The sequence below is a fragment of the Novosphingobium resinovorum genome (assembly GCF_027922145.1).
Classification (GTDB): Bacteria; Pseudomonadota; Alphaproteobacteria; order Sphingomonadales; family Sphingomonadaceae; genus Novosphingobium; species Novosphingobium resinovorum.
The window spans coordinates 389,028-404,525 of sequence record NZ_BSFC01000030.1 but is presented as its reverse complement, the minus strand read 5'-3'; the positions used below and the strand labels follow the sequence as shown (position 1 = coordinate 404,525).

Annotated in this window: 9 protein-coding genes; 6 read left to right on the top strand and 3 right to left on the bottom strand. The window is 67.3% G+C overall.

What is annotated here, in order from left to right:
- Positions 1–75: 75 nt before the first annotated feature.
- The gene (locus tag PKE80_RS19750) at positions 76–2,265 is read right to left on the bottom strand and encodes a TonB-dependent receptor (RefSeq protein ID WP_271183983.1); all 2,190 of its coding nucleotides are present in this window, start codon (positions 2,263–2,265) and stop codon (positions 76–78) included.
- Positions 2,266–2,391: 126 nt separating this feature from the next.
- On the opposite strand from PKE80_RS19750, the gene PKE80_RS19745 reads away from it, so the two are divergent.
- On the top strand, positions 2,392–3,726 hold the full coding sequence (locus PKE80_RS19745) for a family 1 glycosylhydrolase (protein WP_271183982.1): 1,335 nt from the start codon (positions 2,392–2,394) through the stop codon (positions 3,724–3,726).
- A gap of 114 nt (positions 3,727–3,840) precedes the next feature.
- Here PKE80_RS19745 and PKE80_RS19740 read toward each other — a convergent pair whose 3' ends face one another.
- Both PKE80_RS19740 and PKE80_RS19735 read right to left on the bottom strand, forming a co-directional pair.
- Positions 3,841–5,343 (bottom strand): S10 family serine carboxypeptidase-like protein, encoded by a 1,503-nt coding sequence (locus PKE80_RS19740; protein WP_271183981.1) that lies wholly within the window; start codon positions 5,341–5,343, stop codon positions 3,841–3,843.
- 17 nt (positions 5,344–5,360) lie between these two features.
- Positions 5,361–6,590 (bottom strand): aminotransferase class V-fold PLP-dependent enzyme, encoded by a 1,230-nt coding sequence (locus PKE80_RS19735; protein WP_271183980.1) that lies wholly within the window; start codon positions 6,588–6,590, stop codon positions 5,361–5,363.
- 177 nt (positions 6,591–6,767) lie between these two features.
- Here PKE80_RS19735 and PKE80_RS19730 point away from each other — a divergent pair, with 177 nt between their 5' ends.
- From PKE80_RS19730 to PKE80_RS19710, 5 genes are all read left to right on the top strand, one after another.
- On the top strand, positions 6,768–8,174 hold the full coding sequence (locus PKE80_RS19730) for a S10 family serine carboxypeptidase-like protein (RefSeq protein WP_271183979.1): 1,407 nt from the start codon (positions 6,768–6,770) through the stop codon (positions 8,172–8,174).
- Between the two features lie 168 nt (positions 8,175–8,342).
- Complete coding sequence (locus PKE80_RS19725) at positions 8,343–11,396, top strand: TonB-dependent receptor domain-containing protein (RefSeq protein WP_271183978.1); 3,054 nt, start codon at positions 8,343–8,345, stop codon at positions 11,394–11,396.
- 78 nt (positions 11,397–11,474) lie between these two features.
- Positions 11,475–12,665, top strand: coding sequence for a pyridoxal phosphate-dependent aminotransferase (locus tag PKE80_RS19720; RefSeq protein ID WP_271183977.1), 1,191 nt, complete (start codon positions 11,475–11,477; stop codon positions 12,663–12,665).
- Between the two features lie 2 nt (positions 12,666–12,667).
- Positions 12,668–14,134: a S10 family serine carboxypeptidase-like protein gene (locus PKE80_RS19715; RefSeq protein WP_271183976.1), complete on the top strand. Its 1,467-nt coding sequence runs from the start codon at positions 12,668–12,670 to the stop codon at positions 14,132–14,134.
- Positions 14,131–15,429 carry an APC family permease gene (locus PKE80_RS19710; protein ID WP_271183975.1) on the top strand — a complete coding sequence of 433 codons (1,299 nt, stop codon included), beginning with the start codon at positions 14,131–14,133 and terminating at the stop codon, positions 15,427–15,429. Before PKE80_RS19715 ends, PKE80_RS19710 begins: the two co-directional genes overlap by 4 nt.
- The last annotated feature ends 69 nt before the right edge of the window (positions 15,430–15,498 follow it).

Here is a 15,498-nt window from a genome sequence, read left to right as displayed (position 1 = left end):
ATGCCGCGCCCCTTCAGTTTACCGCGGGGCCGCAAGGAGGAGACGGCGCGGCCCCGCGACGAACGCGTCCCGGCGTCAGAAGCTGACGCTTGCCCGCACGCCGTATGTGCGCGGCGGCTGGAACTGGTAGTTGTTGGTGTGCGAGACGAAGTTCTGCTGCGCGTAGGCCAGCACGTTCTTGTCGAAGATGTTGCGCACGAAGGCGATCACCTTCCAGCCGCCATGGTCGGGCTCGTATCCGATCGAGGCATTGGTGACGACGAAGCTGGCGGTGGATATATCGTCGAGGTTGAACGCGGAGAAATAGTACTTCGACGAATACTTGGCATCGGCATGCGCGGTGATCTTGCCCGCGCCCACCGCGATGTCCTGGTCGAACGATCCGGTGACGGTGAACGAGGGCGCGTTGGGCAGGCGGTTGCCGCTAATGTCCTGCGGGTTGCCGTCACCGTCGTTGACGACGATGCCGTTCCCGAACTTGGCGTGCAGGTAGGCGGCGTTGAGGCCGATGCGCGTGGCCTTGCCCAGCAGTGCCTTCACTTCTGCCTCGGCCCCGAAGATCTTGGCCGAACCCACGTTGAAGATGCCGCTGCCCTGCAGCACGTCGGAAGTCTGCGATGCCTGATAGCCGCGGTAGTTCGAGTAGAACACGTCGCCGTTGATCTGCAGCGTATTGCCCAGCAGCGAGTTCTTGGTGCCGATCTCGAAGGCGTCGAGCTGTTCGGAATCGTAAGGCACCGCAGCCGAGCTGCCGTTCGAGTTGAAGCCCCCCGACTTGTAGCCGCGATCGTACTTCGCATAGATCAGCGTGTCGGGCTTCGGGCGGAAGTTCAGGCCCGCATGCCAGGTCGGCTGACTGTCGCTCAGGTTGCCGTCTCCGGGCGTGGTCAGGCGCAGCGCCGGTGCGAAGGGGCTGGCCAGCGCGGGCAGGAACAGCAGAGCCTGCCCGCTGCGGGTCTTCTTGTCCCAGGTGTAGCGGCCGCCGAGGCTGATCTCGAGCCGGTCGGTCAGGTCGTAATCGACTTGCGCGAAGACCGCCTGCGAACGGGTGCGGATCTTGTAGTCGAACTTGATGCCGTACTGGTCGGGCTGGCCCAGCGCCTCAAGCGGGCCGCCATCCGCAAACAGGCCGGTCATGTCGAGGTTGTAGAGGCCGGAATCGACCGTGTTGTTCTCGCTGAACCGGAAGTAGCCCGCCTGGAAGAACAGCCTGGAGCTGCTGTCATTGCTCACCCGGAATTCGTGGTTCCAGGTCTTGGGGCGCTCGTTCTGGCGGAACTGGCGGTTGGCCGGGTATTCCGGGCCGGTCGCGTCGAGGACGTTGACCCAGTTCTGGCTGTCGAAACCGCCTGCGTAGATGAAGTTGAGGTTGCTATCGGTCGAATAGGCCAGCTCCCAGCGCACACGGTCGCCTTCGAGCGTGGTCTTCTGCGCGGAATTGCCGGGGAACGCGCCGAGATCGCTGAAGCTCGGCTTCGGTCCGCCCAGAGTACCACGCAAGATCGCGTCGCCGTTCACCGTGCGGGAATCGTGCTGGTAGGAAACCCAGGCCGACAATCCGCCCGAGGCGTACAGCGCCTGAATGCGGCCCGACGCGAAGTCCTCGTCGTCACCGCTGGTGGTGGGGCCGTCGATCTTGCGGTAGCCGTCATGTGTCAGATACGTGCCCGAGGCGCGGATCGCGAAAGTGTCGCTGACGGCCAGGTTGGCGCCCATCTCGCCATTGAAGGTGCCGAAGTTCGCCGCCTCCACCGAAGCATAGCCGCCGTTCTCGAACTTGGGGCGATTGGTGATGATGCTGACGAGGCCGCCGGTCGAGTTGCGGCCGTTGAGCGTGCCCTGCGGCCCCTTGAGCACTTCGATGCGGGCAAGGTCGTACATCGAGGAATTCAGCGAGAACGAACGGTTGGTGTAGAACCCGTCGCGCGAGACCGGGACCGACGGATCGCCGATCTCGGTCACGTCGGTCGAGGCGATGCCGCGCACCGCGACATAGGCCGCGCCCGCAGAGGGCGAGATGTTCACGCTGGGGTCGATCGTGGCGAGATCGCGGACCGAGGCGATGCCCGCATCGCGCAGCGAGTCACCGGAATAGACGTTGAGCGCGGTCGGCGTGTCCTGCGCGCTGGAAGCGGTGCGGTTAGCGGTAACGATGATGTCCCCGAGGCCGGCCTGATCCTGCGATTCGCTCGCCGCGTCCTGCGCCATGGCGATCGTCGGCAGAGCGAATGCGGACACGGAAACAAGCAGGAAATTCAGCTTCATAGATCTCTCCCCAATGCGAATGGCTGCCCTTCTGGGAAGCCGTTATAAAACGAGAATACGCATTCTAATTAGTGGATGGAGAATCGGTCGTCAAGCGGGTCGTCAAGGCTATGAGGGAAGACAAGCATGATCGATCGACGCACCGTTCTGGCGACCGCCGCCGCATCCGGGCTTGCCGCCATGATGGAAACGCCCGCCCTCGCCCGGGCCGCGCGTCCGGTAAATCCGGCGTTTCCCAAAGGCTTCCTGTGGGGCGCTGCGACGGCGGCCTATCAGGTCGAAGGCAACAATGTGAACAGCGACGTCTGGGCGATGGAACACGCCAGCCCCACCGTCTACGCCGAGCCATCGGGCGATGCGGCGAACAGCTTCGCGTTGTGGCGCACCGACCTCGATCTGGTGAAGGGGCTCGGGCTGGGCACCTATCGCTTCAGCCTCGAATGGGCGCGGATCGAACCGGCGAAGGGCCAGTTCTCGATCGCCATGCTCGACCACTACAAGGCGATGATCGAGGGCTGCCGGGAGCGCGGGCTGAACCCGATGGTGACGTTCAACCACTTCACCACGCCCGTCTGGTTCGCCGCGCAGGGCGGCTGGTCCAATCCCGAGGCGCCCGCGCTCTTCGCCCGCTACTGCGACAAGGCCGCGCGCCATCTCGCCGCCGGAATCGGGCAGGCGACGACGCTGAACGAGCCCAACCTCAGCGGGTTGCTCGACATCGTGCTGCCCGGAGACATCGGCAAGCAACTGCTCGGCGCCGACAAGGCCATGCAGGAAGCTGCCGCCCGCGCATATGCCGTGGCACGGTTCCTGCCGGGCAACCCACTCTATGTCGCCGACCCGCAAGTGGTTCAGACGAACCTCCTCGCGGGCCACAAGGCCGGACGCGAAGCGATCAAGGCGGTACGCGGCGACCTTCCCGTGGGCGTCAGCCTTGCGATCATCGACGATCAGGCGGTGGGCCGCAGCAGCCTGCGCGACGCGATGCGCGCGAAGCTCTACCAGCCCTGGCTGGAGGCTGCGCGCGGCAACGACTTCGTCGGCGTGCAGAACTACGAGCGCACGGTCTGGAACGACAAGGGCCGCCTGCCCGCACCGCAAGGCGCTGAGACCAACGACGCGGGATCGGAAGTCTATCCGGCCTCGCTCGCGGGCGCGGTGCGCCATGCCCACCAAGTCAGCGGCGTGCCCGTCATCGTCACCGAGCACGGCATCAACTCGGCCGACGACACCAAGCGCGCGCGCCTGATCCCCGCCGCGCTGACCGAACTCAAGCGCGCGATGGACGAAGGCGTGCCCGTGCTCGGCTACATGCACTGGTCGCTGGTGGACAATTACGAGTGGGTCTTCGGTTACAAGCCGCAGTTCGGCCTGCATACGCTCGATCGCAGGACGTTCGCGCGGACCGCCAAGCCCTCGGCGCGCGTGCTGGGCGCGATCGCAAGCCGCAATTCGCTTTGACCGTTGAACACCGGATCCGGCCGACGACTACTGTTACTCGTCGGGCTTCCGTACGCTTTCGACCGCCATCATACTAAGCTGCCAAGCCTATGGAGCGATCCGGAAGACGAGTCGTCAACCACCGAGAGACTGTAGGAAACGGTGCAGATCAGCACTCAGCCCAGTCAGCCCATCTTCGTCCTCGAAAACCGAATGACCGGCCGCGTAACGGGCATAAGTCACGCGGTCCGCAGGCACTCCCGCCTGCTCCAGCGCGAACTGGCCTGCGTAGACCGGGGTGGTAATGTCGTAATACCCACCGCCCGCAAAGACCTTCAGACCCGGCTGTGCGTCCATGGCCGCCTTGAGATAGGGCGCAAACGACATGGCGCGATAGCTGCCGCCGTAGTCCTTGTCCCAGTTCCACTTGAAGTTGATGCCCAGGTTCAGGCTGCGATAAGGGCTCGGTGCGGTGTAGCCGAGTTCGTTCTTGAGATAGCCCTCGATCCCGGCGCTGGTGCCCGAACCGAGCGACATCGACGGATCGTCGAACGGCGGGCGCAGCTTCGATTCCGCGATGGCGCGGGTCGCCCGGCCGTCGAGCTGGCCCGTGCGCAGCCCCTTGTCCGCCAGCAGCGCAAGCATGAAGTCGTAGTTGTCGAGGCGCAGGTTCTTCGCCTCGATGGTATCGGCGGGGATGCCGATCAGCGCCGCCATGCGCTCGGCCACCTTCCTGCGCTCATCAGAAGGCAAGGCCGGGCCGCGCATGAGGGCGGAGGCATATTCGGTCTGCGCGAAGTTCAGCGCCTCGGCGTAGTGCTGCGCCACAGTACGCCCGCCCCGGTCGATCGCCTGATGATACCATGCGACCGCCGCGAACGTAGGCAGATGCATAGCCTCGGACAGCACCGGACCATCGGCATCGCCGATCGCCAGCGACAGCAGCACTACGCCCGCGGGCAGCGGCTTCTTCGCCTTCATGTCCTCGTTGACGATCGCCAGAGCGCGCGACGTACCGTAGCTTTCGCCAACCAGCACGCGGGGAGACGCCGTGCGGTCATTGGCCTTGATCCACGCCTCGATCATCGCCGAGACGCCTCGCGCATCACCACCGACACCCCAGTAGCCGCTGGCGTCGCGGTCCTTCACCGGCATGCTCGCGCCCGTACCCACCGGGTCGATGAAAACGAGGTCGGCGACATCGAGCAGGCTGTGCGGGTTATCTTCCAGGTGTGCCGCATCGCCCTTGCCGACGATCCGGCGCGGCCCGAGCGCCTGCATGTGCAGCGGCGAGGACGATGCGCCCGGCCCGCCGTTGAAGACGAACAGGATCGGGCGCTTCGCCGCATCGCCCTTGGTCTCGGCGACGTAGGCGTAACTCACGCCCACGGCGACCGGGACGCCATCCGCTCCCGGCATCGGCAGTTCGGTGACGATCGCTTTGTAGGCCAGCTTGCGCCCGGCGATCTTCGCGGAATGACGGGTGACGACGACGCGGTCGGTAGCCGTGTCGCGCGGAACCATCGGCTCCATCGCGCGCAGGAACGCAGGCGACATCGGCGCCTCCCCGTCCTGCGCATGGGCCGCAACCGAAGTAGTGGCGAGAAGCATGGCGGCGATGGCGGAAAAGTTAAGCATGGGCATTTCCTGCAGGATCAGGCGCGCGGCAGCGCGGCGAGGAGGCGGTCGATGTCGTGCTCGTCCGTGAAGACCGAGGGGCAGACGCGGAAGCGGTTGCGTGAAAGCGTGATGCGCGCTTGCGCGGCGTTCAGCGGGTCGGACAACTTGGCGTAGGCGCCTTCCAGCGCGCAGGTCACCAGCGGCGTGCGCGATCCTTCCGGGGTGACGATGGCATAGCCCTTCGCCGCCAGCCCTTCGCGCAGGCGCGCCAGCAGCGGCAGACGGTGCGCCACCATGCGCTCGACGCCGAGGCCGAGGATGTAGTCCAGCGACCAGTCGAGCTGCGCCAGTACCGCGTGCGACCGGGTGCCGCCCGCGAACAGCCCTTCCATATCGCCGCGCGGGGTGGTGTCGGCGATCGTGTCGCCCGGCGGATCGAAGGGGTAGACGTGCGGCGCGAAGCCGGAGAGCTGGTAGTAGCCGAAATGGGTGCGCTTCAGCCGCTCGCGCAGGTCGGCGCGGGCGTAGAGGAAGCCGAGGCCGAAGTCCCCCATCAGCCACTTGTAGCTGGCGGTGGAGGCGAAATCGACGCCGCTTGCCCGCACGTCGATGGGGATGGTGCCTGCCGCGTGGATGATGTCCGCATAGACCAGCGCGCCGCGTGCGTGGGCGATCTCGCAGATGCGCTTCAGGTCGTGCTCGAAGCCGTTGTAGGTCGATACCAGCGAGAGCGCGACGAGGCGGGTGCCCGGCGTGATCGCCCGCTCGTAGGCCTCGACGGAGATGCGCCCGCCTTCCGGCCGCAGCCAGGCCACGTCGACGCCCTGCTTCGCCAGCTCCTCGTAAAGATAGAACGAGCCGAAGAAGTGCAGCGTGTCGGTGACGATGCGCCCTCCGCCGCGCGGGAAGTCCAGCGCCTCGATCACCAGCTGCTCGCCTGCGGTAGTGCTCTGGACGAAGGCCAGTTCCTCCGGTGCGGCGTTGATCAGGCGGGCGAAATTGGCCTTCACGCGCGTCTCGACCTCGTCGGTCGGGTAGTGCCCCTCCATGGACGTGCGCTGGTCGAGGTAACGCTGCACCGCCGGCCGCGCTCCGAGCGGGATCGGGTGCATCGTCCCGCTATCGAGGTAGCCCGCGACGGTGGGCGCGAAGGCGGCGCGATCCGGCAATGTTGTGAGCTTGATTGCGGCAACCGCGCGGGCCGCCACCGGCACGGCACTCGCCGCCGCCAGAACGCCGCGCCGTGTCATTCCCTTGATCTCCATGCGCGCTCCTGTGCTCCGTGCCATGCACACTAACCCGGTCTTCGCGAATAGAATTCGCCGATGTTGCGCGCCGGAAGCGCCATAGCGACGCACGGCAGCCTGTCCAACAGACCCCAACTGCGCATAAAAATGCCTCGGCCCAGCCGCTATCGTCGGTGCGTGATCCGGAGACCCACGATGCTGCGACTGGCTGCCATTCCCGCCCTGCTGATGACCTTGCCAATGCCTGCGCACGCAGCGCCGCTCTGCAAGGCGGGCGCCGTCGAGACCCGGCACCATGCCGTGATCGCTGGCAAGGGCATCGATTATGCCGCTTGCGCCGGGACACTGCCGGTGCGCAACCTCAAGGGCGAGGAGCGCGGTCGAATCTTCTACACCGCTTACATCGTGCCGGGTCGCAAGCAGCGCCGCCCGCTGACCTTCGTATGGAACGGCGGCCCCGGCGCGGATTCGCGACTGCTGCAATTCCATGCGCTCGGCCCCCGCGTGATCGCCAGGGGGCGCCTCGCCGACAATCCGGCGAGCCCACTCGCGGTCAGCGACCTCGTCTTCGTAGACCCGGTCGGCACCGGCTTCAGCCGCGCCGATACGCCGGAGCATGCCGCCGATTTCTACGGCACGCGCGCGGACATCGCCTCTGTCGCCGGGTTCGTCGGCGACTGGCGCAAGGTCTACGGCCGCGCTGCCGCACCGCTCTACCTCGCGGGCGAGAGCTTCGGCACATGGCGCGCGGCAGGTGTGGCCGAGGCGCTGGTGGATAGCAGCACGCCAGTCGCGGGCATCGCGCTGATCTCGGGCGGCATCCCGCTCGGCGACATGCCCGACCGCAACCTGATGCGCGCCCTGTCGCTCGACAGCCGCATCGCCACCGCCCATGCGCTCGGCCGCCTTGCGCCGGGTGCCGAACGCGCGAAACTGCTGGCCGAAGCGCGCGAATGGGCCACGCAGGTCTACGCCCCGGCCCTCGCCGCGCCCGATGCGCTGTCCCCGCAAAAGCGCGAGGCGGTGATCACTAAGCTGGCGCGCTATCAGGGCCTCGATCCCGCCATCGTCGATGGGAAGACGCTGTGGGTCTCGCCCCGCCAGTTCCGCACCGCGCTGCTCGCGGGAGAAAAGAAGACGCTCGACGTCTTCGACATGCGCCGCTCCGGCCCTGAACCTGATGAGGCCGCAGACAACGCGCTCGTGCTCGACTACTACCGCACCACGCTCGGCTTCCGCGCGGGCAGCTATGCCGGGATCGACGCCCCGGCCTCGAACGCGGGCAGCGAGTGGCAGTACGACCAATCGCCGATCACGAAGGAAACCCTCGCCCGCGCCATGGCCGGGGAAGGCCCGCCCAGCCCCTCGCAGCCCTGGACCCTGCGCGCGATGGAGACAATGCCGACGATGCGCACCTGGGTTGCCGCCGGGCGCTTCGATTCCCTCAACAGCTGCGCGGGCAATCAGGCGACGGTCGCGGCGCTGCCCGCTTCGATCGCCGCGCGCTTCGTGCTAAAATGCTACGAAGGCGGCCACATGATGTATGAGGATGATCGCGAAATCCTGCGCTTCGGGCGTGAGCTTGCCGCGTTCCTGCGATAACGCGCATAAATCTTGCGCCCCGAATTGCGATCGCAGCAGAACATGGGCGAGCGATGCGCCGAGGCCGGTGCGAACGCAAAACTAATCCCGGCGCCTGCGCTATCCTGACGGACAGGGAAACGCCGTGCCAACGCGGCGGCCTTCAGGGACATATCGGGGAATTCGGGCATGACACTTCGCAGGCAGACACGCACGCTTCTGACCACCACCGCACTCTCGGTCGCCGTGTTCGGCTCGCCGGTCCACGCGCAGGACCTGAGCCCCGCCGCGTTCGATGGCGCCGGGGCCGAAAGCGCCGGTGAAGCCATCGTCGTCACCGGATCGCGCATCCGCCGCGCGCTCAATTCCGATGCCGCCCCGGTCCTCGAAGTAGGCCAGCAGCAGATCCTCGATCGCGGCTATGTCAGCGTCGCCGATGCCCTCAACGACCTGCCGTCCAACGTGCCCACGCTCAACCAGGCGGACGGCTCGGGCGCATCGAGCGGATCGGGCATCCAGGCGCCCAACCTCTTCGGCCTCGGCGCCGGGCGCACGCTGACCCTGCTCAACGGCCGCCGCATGGTGACCAGCAGCTCGGGCATCGGCGGCACTGACGGCGTCGGCGACGCACAGGTCGATTCCAACATTCTCCCGCTCGGCCTGCTCGAGCGCGTCGAGGTCTATCAGGGCGGCGGCGCGGCAGTTTACGGATCGGACGCGATCGCGGGCACGGTGAACTACATCCTCAAGAAGGACTTCACCGGCATCGTGCTGGACGGCCAGACCGGCATCTCCGACCGCGGCGACTACGGCACCTACTCGCTGCGCGGCACCGCAGGCTTCAACTTCGCCGAAGGGCGCGGCAACTTCGCGGTCGACGTGGGCTGGTCGAAGAGCCCGTCGCTGCGCTTCTCGGATCGCCCGCTGTCGAACCTCGGCCGCCTGACCGTGTCGAACTCCGCCGACACCGGGCCGACCGACGGCATCCCCTCGGTCAAGGAAATCTTCAACGCCGGGTTCTGGCCTTTCAACGGCAACGGCGTGATCTTCACCGCGCCCGCGCCTCCGCCCAGCTTTTTGCTGCGCAACGGCGCCGGCAGCGCGCTACAGTTCGGCAGCGACGGCAGCGTCATTCCCTACGCCCCCGGCACCATCCAGGGGATCCCCTTCGCCTCTGACGGCGAGGGCTTCCCTTATCAGGAACTTGCGGGCCTGCGCACCGGCGTCGAGCGCCTGACCGCCAACGCCATCGGCCATTACGACCTGACCGACCGCATCACCCTCTCGGCCGAGTTCCTCTACGCCAACACCAAGGGCCGCGAGATCCCGCAGGGCAACAGCCGCACCGTGCTGAACGGCGGCACGTATGCCGGGCCGATTGCGTTCACGATCAACAACGCCTTCCTTACCGACGAGGCCAAGGCCGCGCTGATCGCCGCCCGCCCCAGCTTCGCCAACGGCGCGCCACTGTTCCTGTCGAAGTACTTCTACGACCTCGTCCCCGACCCGGTTCAGACCTACAACACCGATACCTGGCGCGGCGCCCTGACGCTGGACGGTGACTTCGACGTCGGCAGCCGCAACTTCTATTGGTCGGTTTCGGGCAGCTACGCCCGCGTCGAGGGCAGGCAGCGCAGCTGGCAGGTCGTCAACAGCCGCTACAACAATGCGATCAACTCGGTCCTGTCAGGCGGGCAGGCGGTCTGCGCGATCAACGCTGATGCCGACGCCACCAACGACGATGCGAGCTGCGCGCCGATCAACCCCTTCGGTACGGGCACCGTCAGCGATGCCGCCCGCAAGTACGTCAGCACCCGCGCCGGACTCGACTGGACCAATGAGCAGATCGACGTGCTCGCCACGCTGGGCGGCACGCTGTTCTCGCTGCCGATGGGCGACGTGCAGTTCAGCGCCGCTTACGAGCACCGCGACGAGAAGGCTGCGTTCAGCCCGCTCCAGGCCAACCTCGACGGCGTGTTCGGCGACGGTTCGCAGCAGGTCGCGCAGTCCGGCGGCTACAACACGGACGAGCTTTCCGCCGAAGTCATCGTGCCGCTGATCGGCCGCGACTTCACGCTGCCGCTGGTCAAGCTGCTCGAATTCAAGGGGGCCTTCCGCTACGTCGACAACTCGTTCGCGGGCCGCGAAAACGTGTGGGACGCAGGCCTGCGCTGGGAAGTCACCGACGGCGTGACCCTGCGCGGATCGCGCAGCCGCAACTTTCGTGCGCCCACCCTCACCCAGCTGCTCGCACCCACCAGCACCACGATCGGCTCGGCGGGCTACGACCCCTGCGATGCCGACCGCATCAACGCGGGCGCCAACCCGGCGGTCCGCCGCGCCAACTGTCTGGCGCTGTTCACGGCAAACCCGGGCTATGGCGTCGATCCCGACGGCACGGGCTCGGGCATGAGCGCCGCCGAGCGCCTCGCCCGGTTCCAGAGCCCGGCGGAGAACTTCAACCGCACCACGATCACCAGCGGAGGCAACCCGAACCTGCGCAACGAGATCTCGGACACGCTGACGTACGGCATCGTGCTGCAGCCGCGCTTCGTGCCCGGCCTGTCGATCAGCGTCGACCGCATCGAGATCGACCTGAAGGACGGTCTCTCCGCCTTCACGACCGAGGACTTCGCAGCCGCCTGCTTCGACGATCCGAACCCTTCGGAATCCGTGTGTAGCGCCTTCACCCGCCTCGCCGGGCCTGATTCGACGAGCATCGGCGGCACCATCGTCACCGGCACCACGACCACCTTCAACGCAGGCGTGGTCAAGTACCGGGGCGAGACCTACACCGTCGATTATGCCTTCGCGCCGGGCGATCTGTTCGGCGGCAGCGACCTCGGCTCGCTGCGCCTGACCGCCAACGCCACACACAACACCCTGCTCACCACATCGGTAACGGGCACCACCTTCATCCGTACCGATGACACGTACCGCAGCCCCGAATGGGTCGGCCGGTTCAACGCAGTGTGGGACAAGGGACCGGTGCGCGTGAGCTACCAGCTCGACTACCTCGGCCGCACCCGCGCCGCCTACGACGCCACGATCGAGACGACGCCGAACCCGATCCTCAAGTCGAACATCGTCCACTCGATCTCGGCGCAAGTCGAGGCCGGGAACATGACCTTCCGCGCAGGCATCGACAACCTGACCGACAAGGCTCCGTCCTATCCGCAGATCGCCTATGGCGACATCCTCGGCCGCCGCTTCTTCGTCGGCGCGCGCATCAAGCTGAAGTGACCCAATCCGCCGCCGGTGCATGACGCACTGGCGGCGGTTTCATTCCCGCATCGAACGGAAAAACAGACGATCCCCGCGATGAACCCGCCGATGCCCTCCTCTCCCCCTCAGATTCCGGACGACGCCGGAATCGGCTCGTACTCGCAGTGGGTCCGCAAGGTAATCCGCTCGGTGCGTTCCGAGCGCAACCTGCTGGTCAGCCTGTTCGACAGCTCCGTGCCCGAGCCGGTGGACCTGCTGCGCCGGATCGTCGTCGAGGAATTCGCCGAGCCGGTGACCTCGCGCTATACCAGCGCCTTCAACGGCAACCCCTACGTCGTCGAGCAACTGGCCCGGCGCTACGGCGTGGCGACCGACCGTGTGCTCTGCGCGACCGGAGCGACCGGCGCACTCTCGCTGATCTACCGCGCCCTCGTCGGCGCCGGCGAATCCGTGCTGGTCGAGACGCCCGGCTTCGACCTGTTCCACACCATCGCCCGGACCAACGGCCTTGGCGTCGATCAGTTCACCAGGCAAGGCGATGGCTTCACCATCGACCCCGACGAGATCGCCGCGCGGATCACTCCGACGACGCGGCTGATCGTGCTGTCCAACCTGCACAACCCTTCCGGCATGGCGGTGGATCGGGACACGCTGCTGGCCATCGCCCGCATCGCCGAGGCACGCGGCATTCATGTCGTCGTGGATGAAGTCTACGCCGCCTATGTCGATGCCGATGTGCGCCCACCCTCGGCGGTGTCGCTCTCGCCCGCGATCATCGGGATCGACAGCCTGACCAAGTCCTACGGCCTCAGCACCCTGCGCTGCGGCTGGATCGTCGCGGACGAGGCCCCGATGCGCCGCATCCGCGCGCTGGCGGACGAGACCGAGTTCGGCGTCTCCAACCTCGCCCACGCCGCCGCCGCGCTGGTGCTGGAGCGGCCCGAGCCGTTCGACGCCTACCGCGACGCGATCATGCGCAAGGCCCGCCCGATCATCGAGAGCTACCATGCGCACTGGCGCGCCGAGGGCCTCGTCTCCGGCAAACTGCCGCGCTTCGGCTGCATCGCCTTCCCGCGCCTGACCGGGATTGACGACACGATCGCCTTCTCCGAATGGCTGGCCGAACGCTGCGGCGTGGTCGTGGCGCCGGGGGAATACTTCGGCGCCGCCGGGCACATCCGCATCGGCTTCGCCCGTGCCCCGGCCGACGTGGACTACGGATTGCAGGCATTGACCGACGGGCTGGTCCGCTACCGCGACCTTCTCGCAGCCAGAGGGACGAACTGAACATGCGCACTTGGCTGACCCTCACGCTGGCGATGCTGGCGAGCACTTCGGCTACCGCACAGGAAGCGCCCACCGTCGCGGCAAGGATCGAAGGCCGCGCCGAACAAAGCGTCAAGGTCGGCGGCAAGCGCCTCGCCTTCACGGCGGAGGCGGGCACTTATCCGGTCGCGAGCACGCCGGATCGCAGCGACGCGACCGCCGGTTATGTCGCCTATGTCCGCAAGGGCGCCACTGCGGAGCGCCCCGTGCTGTTCGTCTTCAACGGCGGCCCCGGCGCGGCGTCTGCCTACCTGCAGATGGGCGCGCTCGGTCCGATGCGCGCGCATGTGCCGCAGAACCCTGCCGCGCCGCTGCCCGCCGAGGCGGAAGTCACCGCAAACCCGGCCTCGCTGCTCGACGTGGCCGACCTCGTCTTCCTCGACCCGCCCGGAACCGGCTTCTCCGAGATCGGCAAGGATGCCGACCCCGCGTTCTACCAGTCGGTGAAGGGCGATGCCGACGCTGTGTCGCAGGCCGCCCGCGCCTGGCTCGGCGAGAACCACCGCACCGCCTCGCCGCTGTTCATCCTCGGCGAAAGCTACGGCACCATCCGCGCCGCCGCGATGGTCGATGCTTTGCGGGCGCAGGATGCAAAGCTCAAGGTGCGCGGCGTGCTGCTATTCGGGCAGGCCCTCAACATGATCGAGACCTCGCAGCGGCCCGACAACGTGGTGACCTATCCGGTTTCCCTGCCGACCCTCGCCGCGCTCGCCTGCTACCACCACAAGCGCCCCGCCCCCTGCGACCCGGCCGCCAGCGCCGAAGAGGCGACCGCCTTCGGCCCGGCCTACCTCGATGCGCTCTACAAGGGCCGCGGGCTGGACGAGGCCGCCCGCGCCAAGATCGCCGCCAAGCTGACCGACCTCACCGGCATCCCAGCCGACTTCTACCTCGCCCACGACCTGCGCATCTCCAAGGAGCGCTTCCGCGTCGAACTGCTGCGCGCCGAGGGCAAGGTGCTGGGCCGCTACGACGCGCGCTACACCGCGCCGCTCCCGGCCAACGCGGGCGAGATGGTCGGCGCCGACGCCTTCTCCGCCGTGTCCGATCTCTACGGCAAGGCGGTGATCGGCCAGCTTGCCAGCATCGGCGTGGCGGCGCCTGAACGCTACAAGGTCATTACCCGCTTCCCCGGAGAATGGTCCTACGGTGCGGGCGACAGCCCGTTCAACGACTGGCCGTTCATGGCCCGCCTCGCAGCCGCGATGGCCGCCGAGCCCAAGCTGCACCTGTTCGTCGGCACCGGTCTCTACGACCTGACTACCACGGTCGGCGCGGCGGACTACCTCTTCGCCCAGGCCAACCTGACCGACGACCGCTTCGTCAACCACCGCTATCCCGCCGGGCACGTCGCCTATTCCGACGACGTCAGTTGGCGCAAGCTGGTCACCGACATCCGCGCCTTCGTGATCGCTGGCAGCAAGCCGTGAGCGACGAACAGAAGCTCGCCAAGGGCATCGACTTGTGGGGCGTCGTAGCGCTGGGCCTCGGCACGGCGGTGGGCGTCTCGATCTTTTCCGCCATCGCCCCCGCCACCGCGATTGCAGGTCCGGCGATGCTGCTTTCGGTGCTGGTCGCGGCGCTGCCGATGTACCTGATCGCGGTGAGCTATGCCTTCCTCGGCTCGGCGCTGCCGGTATCGGGGGCCTCCTTCGCGTGGCCCGCGCGGTTCCTGCATCCCGCGCTCGGCTTCTTCATCGCCTGGGCGCGGATCATCGCCAACATGGGGGCGATGGTGGTGCTGGCGCTGGTCCTCGTGCGCTACGGCTCGATGATCCTGCCGCTGCCGGTCAAGCCGACGATGTTCGCGGTGCTGGTGCTGGCGCTGCTCGCCAACCTGTTCGGCGTCCACATCGCCGCGACCGTGCAGAAGTGGCTGCTGGCTGCGATGCTGATCCTGTTTGCGGTGTTCATCGGCTGGGGCGGGGCGACGGCGGTGGACATCTCCCGCCTCGAACCCCTTTTCCCCAACGGCCTGCACGGCATGATCGCGGCGATGCCGCTGCTGATGGGCCTGTTCTTCGGCATCGAGGCCGCGACCGAGGCAGGCGCCGAAGTCGCCGACAGCCGCCGCGCCATTCCGCTGGGCATCGCCCTGTCGATCGGCTCGGCGACGCTGCTCTACCTTGCCGTGGGCTTCGTGGCGCTCGGCGTGCTGGGTGCTCCGGCACTGGGATCGAGCGAGGCGCCGATCCTCGATGCGGCCAGGGCGTTCATGGGGCCGGCGGCGATCCCGGTAATCGTGCTGGCGGCGGTGCTCTCGATCGGCAAGTCGCTCAACGCGATGTTCGCGATGTTCAGCCGCAGCCTCTACGCCATGGGAACGGCGGGGATGCTGCCCGCCGCGCTGGGCCGGGTCCATCCGCGCTGGCAGACGCCCCATGTCGCGCTCCTGGCGGTCTTCGCCATCGGCTGCGCGGGGCTGCTGCTGCCGATGGAGCTGACCTTCCTGTTCCTGGCGGTCAACATCCCCAACCTGCTGAAATACGCCAGCATCTGCCTCTCCGCAGCCCGCGTGGTCGAGCGGCACGACGATCTTTACGAGGCCGCCGCCTTCAAATTCGCCCGCCCGACGATGCGCGCCTTCGCCTATGCCGGAGCCGCCTGCGCGCTGGCGCTCGCACTGGTAGGGCTGGAGGCCGACTGGCGCCCTTACGCCCTGCTCGGCGGCTGGGTGCTGGTGGGCGCAGCGTTCCGCTGGCTGCACCGCCGCGTCCCGGGGTGACCGAGATCGCAACGATATGCGCCGGATCACGGTCTGGCCGCATCTTGCACCCACTCGATGACATTCTGC

Excerpts from the sequence above, each read along its gene's own strand:
- PKE80_RS19750 (WP_271183983.1), bottom strand. The coding sequence starts at position 2,265 with ATGAAGCTGAATTTCCTGCTTGTTTCCGTGTCCGCATTCGCTCTGCCG.
- PKE80_RS19745 (WP_271183982.1), top strand. The coding sequence starts at position 2,392 with ATGATCGATCGACGCACCGTTCTGGCGACCGCCGCCGCATCCGGGCTT.
- PKE80_RS19740 (WP_271183981.1), bottom strand. The coding sequence starts at position 5,343 with ATGCTTAACTTTTCCGCCATCGCCGCCATGCTTCTCGCCACTACTTCG.
- PKE80_RS19735 (WP_271183980.1), bottom strand. The coding sequence starts at position 6,590 with ATGGAGATCAAGGGAATGACACGGCGCGGCGTTCTGGCGGCGGCGAGT.
- PKE80_RS19730 (WP_271183979.1), top strand. The coding sequence starts at position 6,768 with ATGCTGCGACTGGCTGCCATTCCCGCCCTGCTGATGACCTTGCCAATG.
- PKE80_RS19725 (WP_271183978.1), top strand. The coding sequence starts at position 8,343 with ATGACACTTCGCAGGCAGACACGCACGCTTCTGACCACCACCGCACTC.
- PKE80_RS19720 (WP_271183977.1), top strand. The coding sequence starts at position 11,475 with ATGAACCCGCCGATGCCCTCCTCTCCCCCTCAGATTCCGGACGACGCC.
- PKE80_RS19715 (WP_271183976.1), top strand. The coding sequence starts at position 12,668 with ATGCGCACTTGGCTGACCCTCACGCTGGCGATGCTGGCGAGCACTTCG.